The following is an 18,215-nucleotide window of genomic DNA, read 5'->3' as shown; positions in this document are numbered from 1 at the left end:
ATTCTTCGCTAGGCCGCTACCAGGCCCGCGTAAACATCAAAGTAACCCGGGAAGGTCTTGCTGACGCAGCCCGGGTCGAGAATACGGACGGCCGCCGGCCCGAAAGCCGCCAGCGAAAAGCACATTGCCATGCGGTGGTCGTCCCAGGTGCCGATGTGCGCATCGCGCCAGGCATCCTGCGCCGGCGGCGTCACGCGCAGCCAATCCGGCCCCGATTCCACCTGCGCGCCCAGCTTTTCCAGTTCGGTCTGCATGGCGTGGATGCGGTCGGTTTCCTTGACGCGCCAACTGCCGATGTTGCGCAGGCGGCACGGGCCGTCGGCGTACAGCGCCAGGGCGGCCGCGGTCATGGCGGCGTCCGGGATCAGGTTGAAATCGGTGTCGAAGGCCTTCAGGCGTTCGCCCTGGGCGACGCGCGCGCCCGTCACCTCGATCCAGTCGGGACCGTAGGTCACGGTGGCGCCCATGTCGGCCAGCGTGCCGGCAAAGGCGACGTCGCCCTGGATGCTGTCCGCGCCCACGCCGGTCACGCGCAGCGGCCCGCCGCCGATCGCGCCCAGCGCCAGGAAATAGGAAGCCGTCGAGGCGTCGCCTTCGACCGCGATCTGCCCGGGGCTGCGATAGGCCGCCCCGCCGTCGATGACGAAACGGCTCCAACCGTCGCGCCGCACCTGCACGCCGAAGCGCGCCATCAGGTTCAACGTGATCTCGATGTACGGCTTGGAGATGAGCTCGCCCAGCACTTCGATCGTGACCGGCTTGCCGCTGCGGCCCGCCTGCAGCGGCGCGGCCATCAGCAAGGCAGTCAGGAACTGGCTGGACACCGAACCCTGCACGCGCGTGACCGCGTCCGCCGCGATGTCGCCGCGGCCGATATGCAGGGGCGGATAGCCAGGCTGGCCCAGGTAATCGATGCTGGCGCCCAAGCCCTTGAGCGCGTCGACCAGGTCGCCAATGGGGCGCTCGTGCATGCGCGGCACGCCCGACAGGCGGTAATCGCCGCCCATAAGCGCCAGCGCCGCGGTCAGCGGCCGGATCGCGGTGCCGGCGTTGCCCATGAACAGGTCGGCGCTTTCCACCGGAAAGCGGCGCACGCCCTGCACCGTGACACTGCCCGCCTCCAGTTCCGACACCTGCACGCCCAGCTGGCGCAAGGCGCCTAGCATGACGCGGGTGTCGTCGGAATCCAGCAAACCGGTGATGACGGTGCTGCCCTCGGCGATGGCGGACAGCAGCAGCACGCGGTTGGAAATGCTCTTGGAACCCGGCAGGGCCATCACGCCCCGCGCTTGCCGCACGCGCGGCAGATCGAGATAAGGCAAAGCGCCCATGTCAGCTACTCCTTGCGCCAGTTGCGGCGGGCGCGGGCCGCCGTGTCCAGCAGCGTCAGCAAAGCCGCGCCATCGCCATCGGCAATAGCGCGTTCGGCACGATCCAGCACCGTGCGCACGTCGGCCAGTTCGGCCAGCATGGCGTCGCGGTTGGACAGAAAAATGTCGCGCCACATCTCGGGCGAACCCGCGGCGATGCGCGTGAAGTCGCGAAAGCCGCTGCCCGCCAGCGCCAGGCGCGTGGAAGCATCGGTGGCCTCGGCCACTTGCTCCATGTACACCGCCGATAGCAGATGCGGCAAATGGCTGACCGAAGCCAGCACGCGGTCATGGGCGTCGGCGTCCATGTCGATCACGTCCGCCCCGCAAGCCTGCCATGCCCGGCGCACCAGCTCCAGCGAGGCCGCGCCATTCTCGGCCAGCGGCGTCAGGATGACGGTGCGCTTGCGGTACAGGTCGGCATCGGCCGCCTCCGGTCCGGTGCGCTCCGCGCCGGCGATGGGATGGCCAGGCACGAACTGCGCGATCCGGTCGCCCAGGGCGGCGCGTGCGGCCTCGACCACTTCGGCCTTGGTACTGCCCCCATCCGTCAGCACGGTATCGGGGCGCAGATGCGCGCGCATGCGCGACAGCACGTCGCCCAGCCCGCCCACTGGCGTCGCCAGCAGGATCAGATCGGCGCGCGCCGCGGCATCCTCTGCGGAAGCGGCTTCGTCGATCAGCCCTAGTTCAACGGCGCGGGCCAGCGATTGCGCGTTGCGCCCTACCCCAAGCACCCGGCCCACCTGCCCCGCCCGGCGCAAGGCCGCGGCGAAGGATCCGCCGATCAGGCCCACGCCTACTACGGCCAATACAGGAATCAGGGGGCCAGCGGCCCCCTGATCGGATTTCGGTGACGCGTCGTTCATGCGGACAGGATGGCGCTCAAGGCTTCGATGAACCGCTCGTTTTCCTGCGGCAGTCCGATGGACACCCGCAGCCACTCCGGCAAGCCGTCGCCGGCAACCGGGCGCACGATCACGCCGCGCTTGAGCAGCTCCAGGTTGATGCGCGGGGCGTCGCCCACATGCACCAGCACGAAGTTGCCGTAGCTGGGCACGTAGCGCAGCTTCAGGCGCTCGAACGCGGCGCACAGCTGCGCCTTGCCCGCCTTGTTGGAGGCATAGGCCTCTTCCAGGTAGGCCGCGTCGCGCAACGCGGCGATGGCCGCGGCCTGCGCCAGCGTATTGACGTTGAACGGCTGGCGCACGCGATTCAGCAGATCCGTCAGGGCCGGCTGCGCCACCGCGAAGCCCACGCGCAGCCCCGCCAGGCCGTAGGCCTTGGAGAAGGTGCGCGACACGATCAGGTTGGGATAGCGGCGCACCAGCGCGGTGCTGTCGAAGCGGAACTCGGGATCGAGGTACTCGTTGTAGGCCTCGTCCAGGACCACCGTCACGCGATCGCCGTGGGCGGCGTGGACGCGCTCCAGGAAGGCCGCGACCTGGTCGCCCGGCACGAAGGTGCCGGTGGGGTTGTTCGGGTTGGCGATGAACAGCAGCCGCGTATCGTCGGCGATGGCATCGAACATCGCATCCAGGTCATGCCCGTAGTCCTTGGCCGGCACCACGATGTGGCGGGCGCCGCGCGCCTGGGTGGCCAGGCGGTAGACCGCGAACGAGTGCTGCGCATAGACCGCCGACACGCCCGGCTCCAGCAGCGCCAGCGCCGCGATTTCCAGGATGTCGTTGGAGCCGTTGCCCAGCGTGACCCAGCTCATCGGCACGCCGTAGCGTTCAGCCAGCGCCGACTTCAGGTCGAAGCCGTTGGGATCGGGATAGCGCGCCAGCGACTCGGCCGCGGCCAGCATCGCCTCGCGCGCCGACTTGGGCATGCCCAGCGGGTTTTCATTGGACGCCAGTTTGACGATCCCGGCCGGGTCCAGCCCGAATTCGCGGGCCAGTTCTTCGATGGGCTTGCCGGCCTGGTAAGGCGCGATGGCGCTGACGTGCGCCGGAGCAACGAGGGGCTTGGATGCGGTGGTCATGTCGGAAGGGCTCACGGCGCCGGGTAGGAACCCAGCACTTTCAGGTAGGCAACCTGCGCCTGCAAGGCGGCCAGGGCGCGTTCGACGTTCGGGTCATTGCGGTGACCCAGGACGTCCACATAGAAATAGTATTCCCACTGGCCGGTGCGGGCCGGCCGCGACTCGAAGCGCGTCATGGACACGCCATTGGCCGCCAGCGGCGCCAGCATTTCGTAGACGGCGCCAGCGCGGTTCGGCACGGCCAGGATCAGGCTGGTCTTGTCCTTGCCGCTGACCAGCGGCTCGATGTTGCCGATCGCCAGGAAGCGCGTGCGGTTATGTGGGTCGTCCTGAATGCCCGCGGCCACGATCTGCAGGTTCCAGGCGGGCGCCGCCACTTCACCGGCGATCGCCGCGATGCTCGGGTCGCCCGCGGCAGCGCGCGCGGCCTCGGAATTGCTGGACGCGGCCACGCGGGCCACATCGGGATAGTTGCGCGTGAGCCAGCCCTGGCACTGGGCCAGCGCCTGCGGATGCGCGGAAATCGTCTTGATGCCGTCCATGCTGCCGGACTGCGACATCAGGCAATGGCGAATGACCAACGAACGCTCGCCCAGAATCTTCAGCGGCGTGTTCAGCAGCAGGTCCAGGCTGCGGTTGACCGCGCCTTCGGTGGAGTTTTCGACCGGAACCATGCCGACGTCGGCCTGCCCCGCCTCGACGGCGCGGAAGACTTCGTCAAACGAAGCGCAAGGCAGCTTCTGCACGGCGTGGCCGAAATGCTCCTGCGCCGCCTGTTCCGAGAACGAGCCCTGCGGTCCCAGGAAGGCGACCGTCATGCCGCGCTCCAGGCCGCGGCAGGCCGAGATGATTTCGGTCCAGACCGCGGCCACGCCAGCGTTCGGGAACGGGCCGGGATTGGTCTGCTGCAGGCGGCGGATGACCTCGGCTTCGCGCTCGGGGCGCAGCACGGGGCCATCGGCATTCGCGGCGTGCTTGGCCTCGCCCACTTCCAGCGCGGCGCTTGCGCGCTGCGTCAGGAGGTCGAGGATCTGGGCGTCCAACGCGTCGATGCGCTGACGCAAGGGGAGCAGCTTGCGCTGCAGATCGTCATCCATAGCGACGCTCGAATTCCTTGAGGTACTCGACCAGCGCCGTGACCCCAGCCAGGGGCACCGCGTTGTAGATCGAGGCGCGCATGCCGCCCACGCTCTTGTGGCCCTTGAGCTGCGTCAGGCCGGCCGCGTCCGCGCCTTGCAGGAAGGCGTCGTTGAGCGATTCGTCGCGCAGCACGAACGGCACGTTCATGCGCGAGCGCACCGGTGCGTGGATGGGATTGCGGTAGAAGCTGGTGCTGTCCAGATAGCCGTACAGCAGATCGGCCTTGGCCTTGTTCGCGGCTTCCATGCCGGCCACGCCGCCATTGGCCTTGACCCACTTGAAGACCAGGCCGGCGACGTAGATGGCGAAGGTGGGCGGCGTGTTGTAGCGCGAATGCTCCGCGGCCACGTTGGCGTAATCGAACGCGGACGGGCAGATCGGCAAGGCGTGGCCGATCAGGTCGCGGCGCGCGATGACCATGGTCACGCCCGCCGGGCCGGCATTCTTTTGCGCGCCGGCGTACATCATGCCGCAGCGCGTCACGTCCATCGGACGCGACAGGAAATGCGAGGACGCGTCGACGACCAGCGGCACGTCGGGCGCGCCCAGCACGGCGGTGTCGGGCCAGTCCAAGAACTCGACGCCGCCGATGGTTTCATTGCTGCACAGGTGCAGATAGGCCGAATCCTGGCGCACTTGCCAGGTATCGACCGGCGGCACCCAGGTCAGCGGCGCCTGCTCGCGGCCATCCAGCTGGATGGCCTGCTCGCTGCTTGCCGCCACATGGGTGCTGCCGTAGCGGCCGGCTTCCTTGTACGAACGCTTGGACCAATGGCCCGTCACGACGAAGTCGGCCGCCGGCGTACCGCGGCGTCCCATGAGATTCATGGGAACGATGGCGTTTTCCCCGGAACCGCCGCCCTGCATGAACATGACGGCGTAGTCCGCCGGCAGTCCGAGCAGGTCGCGCAGATCGGACTCTGCTTCATCGCAGATCTGCACAAAATGCTTGCCGCGATGGCTCATTTCCATCACGGACATGCCGCTGCCGTGCCAGTCCAGCATTTCCGCAGCGGCTTGCTGCAGCACCACCTCGGGCAAGGCCGAGGGGCCTGCCGAGAAGTTCCAGGGGCGGGCCATTATTGCTCCGTAGGTTCCGTCGAATCCGTCGAGTCCGCAGCGCCGTTGTCGTCGCCGCCGTCCGCGTCCTGGCCGTCTTCGCCCAGGTCGCCGTCATCGTCCGCATCGCTTTCCACGACGCGGCGCACGCCGGACAGAGAGCTGCCGTCGTCGACGTTGATGAGCGTGACGCCTTGCGTGGCGCGGCCCATTTCGCGGATTTCAGAGACGCGGGTGCGCACCAGCACGCCGCCGGTCGTGATCAGCATGATCTCGTCCGAAGGCATGACCAGCACCGCGCCCACGACCTTGCCGTTGCGCGAGCTGGTCTGGATGGCGATCATGCCCTTGGTGCCGCGGCCGTGACGCGTGTACTCGGTGATCGGGGTGCGCTTGCCGTAGCCGTTTTCGGTGGCGGTCAGCACGCTTTGCGTTTCGTCGCCAGCCACCAGCAGCGCGATGACGGTCTGGGTGTCTTCCAGCATCATGCCGCGCACGCCGCGGGCGTTGCGGCCCATCGGACGCACGTCGTTCTCGTCGAAGCGCACGGCCTTGCCGGCGTCCGAGAACAGCATGACGTCATGCTGGCCGTCGGTCAGGTCGGCGCCGATCAGGTAGTCGCCGTCGTCCAGGTCCACGGCGATGATGCCGGCCTTGCGCGGGTTGGAGAAGTCGGACAGCGGGGTCTTCTTGACCGTGCCGCGCGAGGTCGCCATGAAGACGTAGTGGTCTTCGCTGAATTCCTTGACGGGCAGCACCACGGTGATCTTCTCGCCTTCGGCCAACGGGAACATGTTGACGATGGGCTTGCCGCGCGAGTTGCGCGTGCCTTGCGGCACTTCCCAGACCTTCAGCCAGTACACGCGGCCGCGGTTGGAGAAGCACAGCAGGAAGTCGTGCGTGTTGGCGATGAACAACTGGTCGATCCAGTCGTTTTCCTTCATGGCCGTGGCCTGCTTGCCGCGTCCGCCGCGCTTTTGCGAGCGGTACTCGGACAGCGGCTGGCTCTTGATGTAGCCGCCGTGCGACAGGGTCACGACCATGTCGGTCGGCGTGATCAGGTCTTCGGTGTCGAGCTCGGTGGCGTTGAGTTCGATTTCCGAGCGGCGCGTATCCTTCGCGCCGGTCGAGAACTCCGCCTTGATGGCCTGCAGCTCTTCGCCAATGATCGTGGTGATGCGCTCAGGACGCGCCAGGATATCCAGCAGGTCGGCGATGGTGGACATGATGTCCTTGTATTCGCCGACGATCTTGTCCTGCTCCAGCCCGGTCAGGCGTTGCAGGCGCATGTTCAGGATTTCCTGGGCCTGCGTGTCGCTCAGACGGTACAGGCCGTCGCCCTGGAGGCCGAACTCGGCGCCCAGGTCGTCCGGACGGAAGGCCGCGCGGCCTCCCGGCGTGTCGCCGTCGGCGCGCGACAGCATTTCGCGCACCAGCGACGAATCCCACGACTTCGCCATCAGTTCCTGGCGCGCGACCGGCGGGGTCGGAGCTGCCTTGATGATGGCGATGAAATCGTCGATGTTGGCAAGCGCGACGGCCAGGCCTTCCAGTACGTGGCCGCGTTCGCGGGCCTTGCGCAGCTGGAACACCGTGCGGCGCGTGACCACTTCGCGGCGATGCTGCAGGAAGTAGTCGATCATCTGCTTCAGGTTGAGCAGGCGGGGCTGGCCATCGACCAGCGCCACCAGGTTCATCCCGAAGGTATCTTGCAGCTGCGTGTTCTTGTAGAGGTTGTTCAGGACAACCTCGGGAACCTCGCCGCGCTTGAGCTCGATGACCAGGCGCATCCCGTCCTTGTCGGACTCGTCGCGGATGTCCGAGATGCCTTCGATCTTCTTGTCGTTGACGAGCTCGGCGATGCGTTCCTGCAGCGTCTTCTTGTTGACCTGGTAGGGGATCGCGTCGACCACGATGGCCTGACGGTTGCCCTTCTCCATGTCCTCGAAGTGGGTCTTGGCGCGCATGATGACGCGGCCGCGACCGGTGCGATAGCCTTCGCGCACGCCGGACATGCCGTAGATGATGCCGCCAGTGGGGAAATCGGGGGCCGGGATGAGCTCCATGAGCTCATCGACCGAGCAGCCCGGATTGCGCAGGCAGTGCAGGCAGCCGTCGACCACTTCCTGGAGGTTGTGGGGCGGAATATTGGTGGCCATGCCCACCGCGATGCCCGAGCTGCCGTTGACCAGCAGGTTGGGCAGGCGCGACGGCAACAGCAGCGGTTCTTGTTCGCTGCCGTCGTAATTGGGGCCGAAGTCCACCGTTTCCTGGTCGATGTCGGCCAGCAATTCGTGGGCGATCTTGGCCAGGCGAATTTCGGTGTAACGCATCGCCGCGGCGTTGTCGCCGTCGATCGAGCCGAAGTTGCCCTGGCCGTCGACCAGCATGTAGCGCATGGAGAAATCCTGCGCCATGCGGACGATGGTGTCGTAGACGGACTGGTCGCCGTGGGGGTGGTATTTACCGATGACGTCCCCGACGATACGCGCCGACTTCTTATAGGCGCGGTTCCAGTCGTTGTTCAGTTCGTGCATCGCGTAGAGCACGCGCCGGTGGACAGGCTTGAGGCCGTCCCGCACATCCGGTAGCGCCCGCCCGACGATCACGCTCATCGCGTAATCGAGGTAACTGCGGCGCATCTCTTCTTCCAGCGATACCGGAAGCGTCTCCTTGGCAAAGGAATCCATATATATAACGACAGAATCGTGTAAGGAGGAACCCGGGCCGGGTAAACAGGAAATTCTATCATCCGATTCCCGCGGCGGTCAGAAGGCGCTCCCCAAGCGGCGCCTCGACCGGCCGGACGGGAAGATATGGGGCGGCGACCAACCGCGCGTCCGCCCGCGTCCCGCGGCCCTGTTGTCAAAAACCAACATGGAAAACCGAAGGAGCGCCGAAAACGTCATATCCAGCGCCAATGCGCCTCTCCAGGGAAGCCAAAGCCCCCCAAATGCCTTAAGATTGTTTCCAGCACGCAGGAAACCCAGTAGCTATTCCTTTGAACCAGCTCTTGGCGTTGCTATACTGGCCCCGTTTTCCTGATATGCGGCGGGGGTTCGCTGCGAGTCACTTATCCAGCTTCAAGCTCAACGAGGAGAAACATGAACAAACCCTCCAAATTCGCTCTGGCGCTCGCCTTCGCCGCCGTCACGGCCTCTGGTGTAGCTTCCGCGCAAACCGTGGACAACTGGCGCAACCCGTTCGGTGACGTTTGGAAGAACGGCACGAACGAACTGTGCTGGCGCGATGCATTCTGGACCCCGGCCACCGGTATCCCCGGTTGCGACGGCGTGCCGGTTGCACAACAGAAGGCGAAGCCGGCCCCGATGGCGGCCAAGGTCGTGTTCAATGCTGACACGTTCTTCGACTTCGACAAGTCGACGCTGAAGCCCGAAGGCCGTCAGCTGCTGGACCAAGTCGCCCAGCAAGCTCGCGGTATCGACCTCGAAACCATCATTGCTGTGGGCCACACCGACTCGATCGGTACCGAAGCCTACAACCAGAAGCTGTCCGAGCGCCGCGCCGCTTCGGTCAAGACCTACCTGGTCAGCAAGGGTATCGACCCGAACCGTATCTACACGGAAGGCAAGGGTGAGCTGAACCCGATCGCTTCCAACAAGACGAAGGAAGGCCGCGCCCAAAACCGTCGCGTTGAGATCGAAATCGTGGGTAGCCGCAAGTAATTGCTGGACTAGCTACAATAAGGGGGCCTCGCATAGCGAGGCCCTTTTTTTCGCCAGCCACGCACCAAAGCGGTGCAGGGCTGCGCCGCCCCTCCCTCGCCCGGCGCGATGGACCCCTCTATATATAGAGTCATAGAGTCGCCTTACGCTGAACCTGCCCATGACTACGCAAACCCACGATACCGCCCGCCCCATCAACGCCGACCAGGCCGAAATCGACAAGTTCGGCGCCCTGGCCAGCCGCTGGTGGGATCCCGAAAGCGAGTTCAAGCCCCTGCACGCCATCAACCCGCTACGGCTGGAATGGATCCAGGAATGCGCAGGCAGCCTGGCGGGCAAGAAGGTGCTGGACGTGGGCTGCGGCGGCGGCATCCTGTCCGAAGCCATGGCGCGCAGCGGCGCCGAGGTGACCGGCATCGACCTGGCCGACAAGTCCCTGAAGGTGGCTCGCCTGCATGGCCTGGAATCGGGCGTGAAGGTGGAGTACCGCAAGGTTCCGGTGGAGGAACTCGCAGCGGAACAACCCGGCCAGTACGACGTGGTGACCTGCATGGAAATGCTGGAACACGTGCCGGATCCGGCGTCCATCGTGCGCGCCTGCTCGACCCTGGTGAAACCGGGCGGCTGGGTGTTCTTCTCGACGCTGAACCGCAATCCCAAGTCCTTCCTGTTCGCCATCGTGGGCGCGGAATATGTCCTGCGCCTGCTGCCGCGCGGCACGCACAGCTATGACCAGTTCATCAAGCCCAGCGAGCTGTCGGCAGCCGCGCGCGGCGCCAACCTGGAACCGGTCAGCATGCGCGGCATGGAATACAACCCGATCACCCAGATCTACACCCTGTCGTCCGACACCTCGGTCAATTACCTGATGGCTACCCGCAAATGAGCGCCCTGATCCTGTTTGACTTCGACGGCACGCTGGCCGACACCGCCCCCGACCTGGCCGCCGCAGCCAACCGCCAGCGCACCCGCAAGGGACTGGAACCCATGCCGTACGAGGCCCTGCGCCCGGTCGCATCCCAGGGCGCCCGCGGCCTGCTGCGCGTGGCGCTGGACCTGAAGCCGGGCGACGCCGACTACGAGCCCACCCGTCTGCAGTTCCTGGAAGACTACGCCGCCGGCTCCACCGTCCACAGCAAGCTGTTTCCCGGCATCGAAGCGCTGCTGGCGGACATCCGCAACCGCGGACTGTCCTGGGGCATCGTGACCAACAAGGTCACCTATCTGACCCTGCCCATCGTCGAATACCTGGACCTGACGCGCGACAGCGCCGTCCTGGTCTGCGGCGACACCACGGCTCACGCCAAGCCGCACCCGCTGCCGCTGCAGCACGCCGCGCGCGAAGCCGGCTTCGCCGTAGACCGTTGCGTCTATGTCGGCGACGATCTGCGCGACATCCAGGCCGCGCACGCGGCGGGCATGCCGGCGGTCGCGGCCGCTTACGGCTACGTCGGCGAAGACGACAACATCACGGCCTGGGAAGCGGAAACCTGCGCCAATTCCCCCGCGGAACTCTGGTCCGCCATCCAGCCGCTGCTGCCCAGCGACCTGCGGTAAGCCTGCCTGACCGGGCCGCCACGCGGCCCGGCTCCTGTCTTGCTGTTGTTCGCGAAAATTAGTTGAGTTTCCCGAACAATATTTCCGAAACCAGGGCCTTTATCCTGAAACCAAAGTCACTTAAAGTGTGGCTTATGCAAGGCATGCGGGTGCTTCCCGATTGCCTTTTCCGGCTGATGCCGGAGGTTGCGGACACCGCCGTCCGCCACTGATCCCTGCCACGGCGCCCTTCGGCCCCGTTGCTCTGCCCGGCATTCAGGCCGGCGCACACCTGACCTTTTTTAGACCGCCCACAACGCCCCCCGCGCGCCGCCTTGCCGCGTCGCGCCAGAGGAATGCCTATGCTATTGCCCATCCTGTTACTTTCCGCCGCCGGCTTCACCATCCTGACGACAGAGTTCCTGATCATCGGGCTGCTGCCCGGCCTGGCCCGCGACCTGAACGTCACCGTGTCCCAGGCCGGCCTGCTGGTATCGCTGTTCGCCTTCACGGTAGCGGCGACCGGTCCGCTGCTCACGGCGCTCATGGCCAACATAGAGCGCAAGCGCCTGTTCATTGGCGTGCTGGTGCTGTTCGGCCTGTCCAACGCCCTGGCGGCCGTCGCGCCGAACATCTGGGTCATGGCCGTGGCGCGCCTCGTCCCTGCCCTGGCTCTGCCGGTGTTCTGGTCGCTGGCCAGCGCCACGGCCGTGGAACTGGTCGGCCCGGCGCGCGCCGGCCGCGCCATCTCCATGGTTGCCTTCGGCATCGTCGCGGCCACGGTATTCGGCATCCCCATCGGCGTGCTGATTTCCGACGCCTTCGGCTGGCGCGCCGCCTTTGGCGTGCTGTCGGCGGTGGCGTTCGCCAAGGCCCTGCTCTTGCTGTTCGCCTTCCCCAGCACCCGCATCCGCGCCGACAGCGTCAAGCTCATCACGCAGCTGCGCATCCTGCGCAACCCGATCGTGGTCGGCCATGTGCTGCTGTCGCTGCTGGTTTTCACCGGCATGTTCACGGCCTACACCTACCTGGCGGACATGCTGGAGCGGCTGGCCGGTTTCAACGGCCAGATCGTCGGTTGGACGATGATGGCATTCGGCGCCGTCGGTTTGATCGGCAACACCCTGGGCGGCCGCATGGTGGACCGCAGCCCCCTGGGCGCGACCGCCTTATTCTCGGCGCTGATGGCGGCAGGATTGGCCGTGATCGCCCCCGTGATGCAGTCGCACGGACTGCTGGCCGTGGCGCTGGGCGTCTGGGGCATTGCGCAAGCCGCGCTCTTCATCGTCTGCCACGTGCGGCTGATGAAGTCCGCGCCGGAAGCGCCGGCCTTTGCCGCGTCCCTGAATATCTCGGGCGCCAACACCGGCATCGGCCTGGGCGCCGTGGTCGGCGGGTACGTCATCGACAACTACGGACTGGCCTCGCTGGGCTGGGCCGCGGCCGTCATCGTCGGCATCTCCGTGGTCCTGGCCTTCGCGCTGATGGCGGCTTCGCGCCCGCGCCGGGAGCCCAAGGCGGCCTGCGCCAACGCCGTGTGACGGCCCGCCTGTATCGTCTGCGCCACGCCCGGGCATGGCGGCGCAGACGATGCAGCAGGCTATGGCGTTTCCCAGTACAATAGATCCTCTTGGGGCCGATCCGGATTCGACGTGGGTCGCGAAACAACTCAGGGCATGCCGAGCACCAGTACGCTCGTTAAACCACTGGAACACTACAAACGCCAACGACGAGCGTTTCGCTCTCGCCGCTTAAGCGGTGAGCCGCTGCACTGATCTGTCCTTGGGTCAGGCGGGGGAAGGCAACTTCCTAGGGGGGCAACCCTCGAACCGCAGCAGCGACATTCACAAGGAATCGGTTTGAACTGGGGTCACACGGTTCAAATTTAAATTACGTGAATCGCTCTGGTCCGGCCTGTCGGTTGGCTAAGTCCAGGGTTAAAACCAAATAAATCGACTACGCATGTAGAACTGGTTGCGGAGGGCTTGCGGACGGGGGTTCAATTCCCCCCGGCTCCACCAAATACCGCAGTGTTATCAAGCACTTAGAAAAGGCCAACCCTAAAAGTTGGCCTTTTTTTTGGGCTGTTTTGGGCTGAATGGTCAGCTTTTTGGTCAGCATCCAGAACTCAGAGATAAGTGCGGTGTTGCCATCATTGTTGGCAACATCCAGCGGTTGGCGGTTGACCTAGCGTCGACACCCCCGCAGTTGAGATGAATGGCTCCGTCGTTGGCTTAGCGCTTGGGCCGACCGTTGTGGGTGACGCATCAACCTGTTGTGCCTCCGCGACAACCTAGCAAGTCTAGCGAAGATCTATCGCACACTCAGTAGACGTAGGCTATCAACATCATCCACGAAAAGAATTGCCAGCTGGCCGCGCCTACATGTAGAGTTCGGTTGTGCAACCAACGTTGAAAGCCTTCCCGAACTAGGATTTCAATTGTGGTAGCATTCGGCTGCGCTTAGATCTGTGTAAGGAACTTTGTACGCTCATTGGCGTCTCACTTACATGTCGATCAACGCAGTGATCAACGTAATGTTGCTTCCGCTGATGCAAACAAGGAGAGGAAATATGGTCAACAAGTTCAAGGAACTCGCGATGGACGTTCGTCCCTGGGCGTAAGTAATTTACGTGTCATAGAGAAGCCCGCCTTACTAGCGGGCTTCGTGCTTTTTGGAAGGAACGTTTTGCTAGTTCTGCGGAACATCCCGCCGAATAGGTTGAGGGTCCGGACGAGAATCTCCAACAAGAACAATCGTTGAGAAAGTAGTTCCGTGAATGTTGTGAGCTCTCAACCAACGTAGATCATGTTCTTCTTTCGCCTGAGCAAGAAATCGCTGATGAAGTTTGCCCGCTTCTCTTAGTGATTCAAAGGCCAGTTGGACGTATTCCTGAACGTGTGACGCCTCATCATCGGAGCTGCACCTTCCTGCCTCTTGCTCAGCAGCTAACGATGCGTAGCAAGCCACGTTGTAATGTGCAGAAGGATCCGTGGCGTCATGCTCCACGACTCGTTTGGCTGCACCAAGCGCACCTAAGGTGTCATTGAGTCGCTTTTTCACATTTCCAACGGTACCCAACGCTCGGCATTTGACCTTGATGTCCAGATTGTTTTCGTTCTTGAGCGCACGCTCAAGGTACATCAAGCTGTCTTTTAGGCGTGCTCTCCGTTCAGGAAAGGTGAACGCTTCACCCGCTTCCGTACGTAGCTGTTTGCCCACCGCATCGTAAACCTCAGCAATTTCTCGCATGATCAATCCATGCGCGACATTGATCTCTGCTGAAGTATTTTTGGGATAGTCAACGTCCAAGAACTGTTCCTGCTTGGCGACAGCCCCCTTCGCCAGGTCGACTGCATCTTCTGCTTCGATCACCGCATCGCTTGCGCTCTCCTTCGCGCGGACAAATGATTCGAATCCCTTAAACCCCAAGAACGCGAGCAATGCCCCTAGCGTTGCAATCATTGCAAAAAGTCGATCGTAGGTGTCCTTCATAGCATCAATGCGCTCCTTTGTCGCATCTAATGCCATACGAGCAACAGCCGATACGGCTTGCGCCTCACCTGTCGAATGCCCGCCCAACTGCGCACCTGGCGTTGCGATGGGGGGGGTGGCTATAGCTTGAGGTTCGGAGCCTTCGACTTCCGAAACTTTCGCGGTCGGCACGGCTGGCTCCCCCCCAGAAGAGGGGCCCGCAGCGGCTTTTGCTACAGGGTTCGATTGCCCAGTTGTTGGCGTGCGTGAGCTTTCAACGTCCATGTGGGGCAAAGGCGCCTGCGGACTCGCCCTTTGCGCCCCATTGCCAAGACCTTGATAGGCAATAACTAGGAGCAGCCCCATGATTGCGTACATCGGGAGCAAATGCCCGAAGAACCATTGCCACCCCGACCTAGATTCAGCCCGCTTTTGAACGCGCTTCGGCGATGTCTTCTTAGTCCCGTCTGCACTCTTACCCGTGCTGTCCTCGGAAGGGGGATCAGCTTTGCCTTGCTCCGCCATCTTTGAATACCTCCTCCTAAATATTGAAATGTAATTTTACTTTGAACAAGAACGGTAAATCGGTCGCTACGCATTCGGAAATCAGTCTGATATCCGAAGCTAGCTGCTAGATCAGGGCGACATGCTCACCGTACATTGCTAGGATGAAACCCTGGCCCTACGACGAATACTTCACCTTGGCGCAATTCGACGCCCTACCCATCGCTCAGCAGCGCCTGATCGTTTTGATCGTCCGCGCGCTGGTCTACTACCTTGAGCGCTTCCCGGACGAAGCCGCCGGCTTGGACTGATCCTATACTGGCCCTTCCGATGGGAGGGACCATGTGCAGCCACTATCAGACCCTGAAGGATGCCGAGTACCTGCTGAAGAAATTCGGGGTGCCAGAGAAGCCGAAGGCCATGGGCGAGTACGACATGTGGCCGAAGTATCAGGGGCTGTTCGTGCGGCGGCCGCCCGAGCATGATGCGGGCGATGAGGCTGTGCCGGAAAGGGAGGCAGTCGTGGGCCGCTGGGGCATGATCGCGCCTGGCACACCGCCGGAAAAATTGGCGCAGGCGGAGAAAATCTACACTTTCAACGCCAAGAGCGAGACCGCACACACCCTGTGGACGTTCCGCCTGGCTTGGGCCAAGGGCCGGCGCTGCATCATCCCGGCCGACGCGATCTTCGAGCCCGACTGGCGGTCGGGCGCTGCGGTGGCAACCCGCTTCACCCGCGCCGACGGCGCGCCGCTGGGCATCGCCGGCCTGTGGGACCGCTACCGGGACGCCGTCGGCCAGTGGCAGGAGAGCTACACCATGCTCACCATCAACGCCGACCAGGATCCGCTCTTCCAGAACTACCACCAGGTCGGCAAGGAAAAGCGCATGGTCGTGATCTTGCCAGAGGGCGCCTATCGGGACTGGCTGACCGCGCCGGTCACCGATACCCGGGATTTCTTGGTGCCCTACCCGGCTGAGCGCCTGGTGGCCACGCCCATGGGGGACGGGAAAGCCCGATAGCTGACCCCAATTGCAGACGGAATATACTGGATATTCAACCAGTGTTTTCCGCCATGCCGTTCAAAGACCCGCTCACCTTCGCCGACCTCCGGGCCATCCGGGAGCGTCAGCCCTGGAACCCTGATGTCCTCTCCCTGCTATGGGAGGTGAAGCGCCTGCGCGCGGCCCTGCTGCGCCTGCACCAGGTGTCCTTCGAACTGAACCGGCCCGCAGGCCTGACGGGCGACATCTACGACGATCTGCTGGCGGGCCTGGCCATGGAGCCCTGTGTGCTCGAGCGCGACCAGATGACGGCCGAGCTGCTGGAATCGCCGCGCAAGCTGCGCAAGGGGATGCCGCCGCGCTAGCGCCCCTGGTACGGACACACTATTGCGTTCGCCTCCCGACTCGTTTCATACTTGGCCCTCGATCATCGACTTTTGGAGGGTTGCGCAATGTACGACGACATCCGAAAGCAGGGCGCGGTGGCTGCCCGCCAAGGATTGACCCTTTGGGACTGCCCCTACCTCAAGGCCCAGGCAATGCCCGGACACACGGGAGAATCGCCCAAAATTTGGCAGGCCAAGGTCGATGCGTGGGAAGCAGGATGGGCGAAGGAAAAGGAAGTGACAAGACCGCCGCCCAGCCACGTTCAATCTACAGACCTACATACGGTGTAAGTGTCAAGCACGCGTCACATTACGGGGCGCGTGGCTGAATCGCCGCGAGGTTCACTCCGTGGAAGGATGACGCGTAAACGTGCGGCGATAGTCTTCAGCGCGCGCCAGAGTCCGATAGAACTGGCCACCCACGCCAATCAGTTCGTGAGTCTCCTCCACGGTCAACCGAGCTTCTATCCGCTCCAACACTGCAGCGTAGGCGTAGAGCACCTCCGTCCAGTCTCCGAATCCCAAATTCTCAGGGCCGGCCGTCACAATCATCTTAGAAACAAACTCGTCCGTATTCACATCGATCCCCAAGAGTTCTTGCTGAGCGCAGCAAGATTCATACCCAGGGTAGCACTGGATATACAACCGAGCTAAAGACCCGGGTGTCGCCATCCGCTGCGTCTGGCATGGCCCAAGACTTGGAATCACCGCGCATGCTTCGCAAGGGGATGGAGCCCCGCTAGGTCTTGGCCCAGGCGTCCACCACAGTCTGGTGCCGGGCGGCGCACTCGGCATACTGAAACGCCAGCGCGGCATGAGCCTGGGCCAGATCATCCCACGATGGAGAATCAACGCGCGGGATCGGCGGGCATGGGGCGCTGAGGTTGACGGGCAGCGTTGGCCGCATCGATGGCTTCGTTGGTTGCGCGCACCCGGCCAGGGTCGCGCACGCAGTCAGCAGGCAAAGGGCGCTGAACAATTTCACGGGTGTACCTCTCGATGACCTGGGGCCGCGTGGCGGCGAGCTGATCTATGCGGGCCTGCAGGTCGCCGGACAGGCCGGTCAGACGCTCGGCTTCTGACTTGAACTCTTCCAGGCTGGCCACGCGGTGGGCTTCTTGGCACGCAGCCATGCCCGCTTCGCGCTGGCTGTGCCCGTACCAGGCGACTCCCGCGCCGGCCAGGCCCAGCACCATCGCACCTGCGACACCGGCCGCGGCGTAGCCCTTCCAGCCGATTAGCGCAGCCCCGATAGACATAGCGCACGCTCCTCAAGTCGGCGGTTGTACAGGCCCCGCACAAACTTCCCGTCCGCATACGACCAGACTGGTTTGCCGTCAGGGCCATGCGCCAGAGCGTTGCAACCCTCAGCCACATCCCCCGAATTGATCAGACCGACGGCCCGACTCGCGCATGTGCGGGGCACGCCGAAGTTATGCGAATGGCTGCTCAGCGCGTCGAAGATCGGCTGGCTTATGGCCACGTCAATGCAATCGGCCAAGTCGAGCTGCCCCTTGCGAACCACCATCCGCTCCACATCGGCGCAGCGCTCCGGCGACCAGTAGTCGCCCACCACTACGGGATAAGGGCTGGTGTGCTTCGTGATGCCCTTGCAGACGGTGGGCAGCCCCTTGGCCAATTTGTCCGCATACACGATGTTCTGGCCCTCTCCTTCCCACGTACCGAGGAAAGATTGCAGCGCGGGCGAGAATATCGCCAGCACCCCCGACGCAACAAGGGCGGCAGCGCCGCCCGTGACCTTGGTTCCCAGCTTCATGGTTTGCACCTCTCCCGCAAGGCCGCCATGCGGGCCTCGCTTTCTGCTTGCTCGCGCCGATCGCGCCGGCGCTGGTAGTACAGGTTCGCCAACAGGCCGACAACTGCGACCAGAAAGCCCGCCCAACCAATCCAGTTCACCTGAGCCGCCCAGCCGACAACGCCCGTCACGGCGCCGGTCTCGGTGGTGCGATTCGCGGCCTGGATGGCCATATCATCCAAATTCATCTTGCTGATCCCCTGAGGCATGGTGCCTCCCGTATGGACGAAAAAAAGCCCGCTGAAGCGGGCG

19 protein-coding genes and 1 other RNA gene are annotated in these 18,215 nt (G+C 64.0%); 9 read left to right on the top strand and 11 right to left on the bottom strand.

What is annotated here, in order from left to right; translation table 11 throughout:
- Window positions 1–8: 8 nt before the first annotated feature.
- Genes aroA through gyrA form a run of 6 tightly spaced genes read right to left on the bottom strand, consistent with a single transcriptional unit; the run spans window position 9 to window position 8,246 of the window.
- The gene (gene aroA / locus IB257_RS30370) at window positions 9–1,331 is read right to left on the bottom strand and encodes a 3-phosphoshikimate 1-carboxyvinyltransferase (protein ID WP_119450902.1); all 1,323 of its coding nucleotides are present in this window, start codon (window positions 1,329–1,331) and stop codon (window positions 9–11) included.
- 5 nt (window positions 1,332–1,336) lie between these two features.
- On the bottom strand, window positions 1,337–2,239 hold the full coding sequence (locus tag IB257_RS30365; RefSeq protein ID WP_054450889.1) for a prephenate dehydrogenase/arogenate dehydrogenase family protein: 903 nt from the start codon (window positions 2,237–2,239) through the stop codon (window positions 1,337–1,339).
- Window positions 2,236–3,357, bottom strand: coding sequence for a histidinol-phosphate transaminase (gene hisC, locus IB257_RS30360; protein WP_054451323.1), 1,122 nt, complete (start codon window positions 3,355–3,357; stop codon window positions 2,236–2,238). The genes IB257_RS30365 and hisC overlap by 4 nt, the downstream gene beginning before the upstream one ends.
- A gap of 11 nt (window positions 3,358–3,368) precedes the next feature.
- A complete protein-coding gene (gene pheA / locus IB257_RS30355) occupies window positions 3,369–4,454 on the bottom strand; it encodes a prephenate dehydratase (protein WP_054450886.1) in 1,086 nt (361 codons plus the stop codon).
- Window positions 4,447–5,577, bottom strand: a complete 1,131-nt coding sequence (gene serC / locus IB257_RS30350) for a 3-phosphoserine/phosphohydroxythreonine transaminase (RefSeq protein WP_192493289.1) — start codon at window positions 5,575–5,577, stop codon at window positions 4,447–4,449. The genes pheA and serC overlap by 8 nt, the downstream gene beginning before the upstream one ends.
- The gene (gene gyrA, locus IB257_RS30345) at window positions 5,577–8,246 is read right to left on the bottom strand and encodes a DNA gyrase subunit A (RefSeq protein WP_192493288.1); all 2,670 of its coding nucleotides are present in this window, start codon (window positions 8,244–8,246) and stop codon (window positions 5,577–5,579) included. The genes serC and gyrA overlap by 1 nt, the downstream gene beginning before the upstream one ends.
- 414 nt (window positions 8,247–8,660) lie before the next feature.
- Here gyrA and ompA point away from each other — a divergent pair, with 414 nt between their 5' ends.
- The 5 genes from ompA to ssrA all read left to right on the top strand — a co-directional run bounded on the left by ompA (window position 8,661) and on the right by ssrA (window position 12,799).
- On the top strand, window positions 8,661–9,242 hold the full coding sequence (ompA, locus tag IB257_RS30340; protein ID WP_013392385.1) for an outer membrane protein OmpA: 582 nt from the start codon (window positions 8,661–8,663) through the stop codon (window positions 9,240–9,242).
- A 160-nt stretch (window positions 9,243–9,402) separates the two neighbouring features.
- Entirely contained in the window at window positions 9,403–10,128 is a 726-nt protein-coding gene (ubiG, locus tag IB257_RS30335; RefSeq protein ID WP_054450880.1) for a bifunctional 2-polyprenyl-6-hydroxyphenol methylase/3-demethylubiquinol 3-O-methyltransferase UbiG, read from the top strand.
- Window positions 10,125–10,799 (top strand): HAD-IA family hydrolase, encoded by a 675-nt coding sequence (locus IB257_RS30330; RefSeq protein ID WP_054450877.1) that lies wholly within the window; start codon window positions 10,125–10,127, stop codon window positions 10,797–10,799. Before ubiG ends, IB257_RS30330 begins: the two co-directional genes overlap by 4 nt.
- Window positions 10,800–11,140: 341 nt before the next feature.
- Window positions 11,141–12,319: an MFS transporter gene (locus IB257_RS30325; protein WP_119450907.1), complete on the top strand. Its 1,179-nt coding sequence runs from the start codon at window positions 11,141–11,143 to the stop codon at window positions 12,317–12,319.
- 91 nt (window positions 12,320–12,410) lie between these two features.
- Window positions 12,411–12,799, top strand: a transfer-messenger RNA (tmRNA) gene (gene ssrA / locus IB257_RS30320).
- A gap of 670 nt (window positions 12,800–13,469) precedes the next feature.
- Here the strand turns inward: ssrA and IB257_RS30315 are convergent.
- Window positions 13,470–14,537 (bottom strand): hypothetical protein, encoded by a 1,068-nt coding sequence (locus IB257_RS30315; protein ID WP_192493287.1) that lies wholly within the window; start codon window positions 14,535–14,537, stop codon window positions 13,470–13,472.
- A gap of 383 nt (window positions 14,538–14,920) precedes the next feature.
- Between IB257_RS30315 and IB257_RS30310 the strand changes: the two genes are divergently transcribed.
- The 4 genes from IB257_RS30310 to IB257_RS30295 all read left to right on the top strand — a co-directional run bounded on the left by IB257_RS30310 (window position 14,921) and on the right by IB257_RS30295 (window position 16,438).
- Window positions 14,921–15,067 (top strand): hypothetical protein, encoded by a 147-nt coding sequence (locus IB257_RS30310; RefSeq protein WP_192493286.1) that lies wholly within the window; start codon window positions 14,921–14,923, stop codon window positions 15,065–15,067.
- Window positions 15,068–15,098: 31 nt separating this feature from the next.
- The gene (locus IB257_RS30305; protein ID WP_192493285.1) at window positions 15,099–15,779 is read left to right on the top strand and encodes an SOS response-associated peptidase; all 681 of its coding nucleotides are present in this window, start codon (window positions 15,099–15,101) and stop codon (window positions 15,777–15,779) included.
- Window positions 15,780–15,832: 53 nt separating this feature from the next.
- Window positions 15,833–16,126, top strand: coding sequence for a hypothetical protein (locus tag IB257_RS30300; protein WP_192493284.1), 294 nt, complete (start codon window positions 15,833–15,835; stop codon window positions 16,124–16,126).
- A gap of 87 nt (window positions 16,127–16,213) precedes the next feature.
- The gene (locus IB257_RS30295; protein ID WP_192493283.1) at window positions 16,214–16,438 is read left to right on the top strand and encodes a CrpP-related protein; all 225 of its coding nucleotides are present in this window, start codon (window positions 16,214–16,216) and stop codon (window positions 16,436–16,438) included.
- A gap of 51 nt (window positions 16,439–16,489) precedes the next feature.
- On the opposite strand, the gene IB257_RS30290 is transcribed toward IB257_RS30295, so the two are convergent.
- From IB257_RS30290 to IB257_RS30275, 4 genes are all read right to left on the bottom strand, one after another.
- A complete protein-coding gene (locus tag IB257_RS30290) occupies window positions 16,490–16,726 on the bottom strand; it encodes a DNA-3-methyladenine glycosylase (protein ID WP_192493282.1) in 237 nt (78 codons plus the stop codon).
- A gap of 269 nt (window positions 16,727–16,995) precedes the next feature.
- Window positions 16,996–17,406 carry a hypothetical protein gene (locus tag IB257_RS30285; protein ID WP_192493281.1) on the bottom strand — a complete coding sequence of 137 codons (411 nt, stop codon included), beginning with the start codon at window positions 17,404–17,406 and terminating at the stop codon, window positions 16,996–16,998.
- Window positions 17,385–17,924 (bottom strand): lysozyme, encoded by a 540-nt coding sequence (locus IB257_RS30280; RefSeq protein ID WP_192493280.1) that lies wholly within the window; start codon window positions 17,922–17,924, stop codon window positions 17,385–17,387. Before IB257_RS30280 ends, IB257_RS30285 begins: the two co-directional genes overlap by 22 nt.
- On the bottom strand, window positions 17,921–18,172 hold the full coding sequence (locus IB257_RS30275; protein ID WP_192493279.1) for a holin: 252 nt from the start codon (window positions 18,170–18,172) through the stop codon (window positions 17,921–17,923). Before IB257_RS30275 ends, IB257_RS30280 begins: the two co-directional genes overlap by 4 nt.
- Window positions 18,173–18,215: the final 43 nt, after the last annotated feature.

Source organism: Achromobacter sp. ACM03 (assembly GCF_014851665.1).
Taxonomy (GTDB): domain Bacteria; phylum Pseudomonadota; class Gammaproteobacteria; order Burkholderiales; family Burkholderiaceae_B; genus Achromobacter; species Achromobacter aegrifaciens.
The sequence above is the reverse complement of the archived record's forward strand: the minus strand, read 5'-3'. Positions and strand labels throughout refer to the sequence as shown.

Bases quoted from the DNA above. Each gene is read 5' to 3' on its own strand.
- aroA (WP_119450902.1), bottom strand. From the start codon at position 1,331: ATGGGCGCTTTGCCTTATCTCGATCTGCCGCGCGTGCGGCAAGCGCGG.
- IB257_RS30365 (WP_054450889.1), bottom strand. From the start codon at position 2,239: ATGAACGACGCGTCACCGAAATCCGATCAGGGGGCCGCTGGCCCCCTG.
- hisC (WP_054451323.1), bottom strand. From the start codon at position 3,357: ATGACCACCGCATCCAAGCCCCTCGTTGCTCCGGCGCACGTCAGCGCC.
- pheA (WP_054450886.1), bottom strand. From the start codon at position 4,454: ATGGATGACGATCTGCAGCGCAAGCTGCTCCCCTTGCGTCAGCGCATC.
- serC (WP_192493289.1), bottom strand. From the start codon at position 5,577: ATGGCCCGCCCCTGGAACTTCTCGGCAGGCCCCTCGGCCTTGCCCGAG.
- gyrA (WP_192493288.1), bottom strand. From the start codon at position 8,246: ATGGATTCCTTTGCCAAGGAGACGCTTCCGGTATCGCTGGAAGAAGAG.
- ompA (WP_013392385.1), top strand. From the start codon at position 8,661: ATGAACAAACCCTCCAAATTCGCTCTGGCGCTCGCCTTCGCCGCCGTC.
- ubiG (WP_054450880.1), top strand. From the start codon at position 9,403: ATGACTACGCAAACCCACGATACCGCCCGCCCCATCAACGCCGACCAG.
- IB257_RS30330 (WP_054450877.1), top strand. From the start codon at position 10,125: ATGAGCGCCCTGATCCTGTTTGACTTCGACGGCACGCTGGCCGACACC.
- IB257_RS30325 (WP_119450907.1), top strand. From the start codon at position 11,141: ATGCTATTGCCCATCCTGTTACTTTCCGCCGCCGGCTTCACCATCCTG.
- IB257_RS30315 (WP_192493287.1), bottom strand. From the start codon at position 14,537: ATGGACGTTGAAAGCTCACGCACGCCAACAACTGGGCAATCGAACCCT.
- IB257_RS30310 (WP_192493286.1), top strand. From the start codon at position 14,921: ATGAAACCCTGGCCCTACGACGAATACTTCACCTTGGCGCAATTCGAC.
- IB257_RS30305 (WP_192493285.1), top strand. From the start codon at position 15,099: ATGTGCAGCCACTATCAGACCCTGAAGGATGCCGAGTACCTGCTGAAG.
- IB257_RS30300 (WP_192493284.1), top strand. From the start codon at position 15,833: ATGCCGTTCAAAGACCCGCTCACCTTCGCCGACCTCCGGGCCATCCGG.
- IB257_RS30295 (WP_192493283.1), top strand. From the start codon at position 16,214: ATGTACGACGACATCCGAAAGCAGGGCGCGGTGGCTGCCCGCCAAGGA.
- IB257_RS30285 (WP_192493281.1), bottom strand. From the start codon at position 17,406: ATGTCTATCGGGGCTGCGCTAATCGGCTGGAAGGGCTACGCCGCGGCC.
- IB257_RS30280 (WP_192493280.1), bottom strand. From the start codon at position 17,924: ATGAAGCTGGGAACCAAGGTCACGGGCGGCGCTGCCGCCCTTGTTGCG.
- IB257_RS30275 (WP_192493279.1), bottom strand. From the start codon at position 18,172: ATGCCTCAGGGGATCAGCAAGATGAATTTGGATGATATGGCCATCCAG.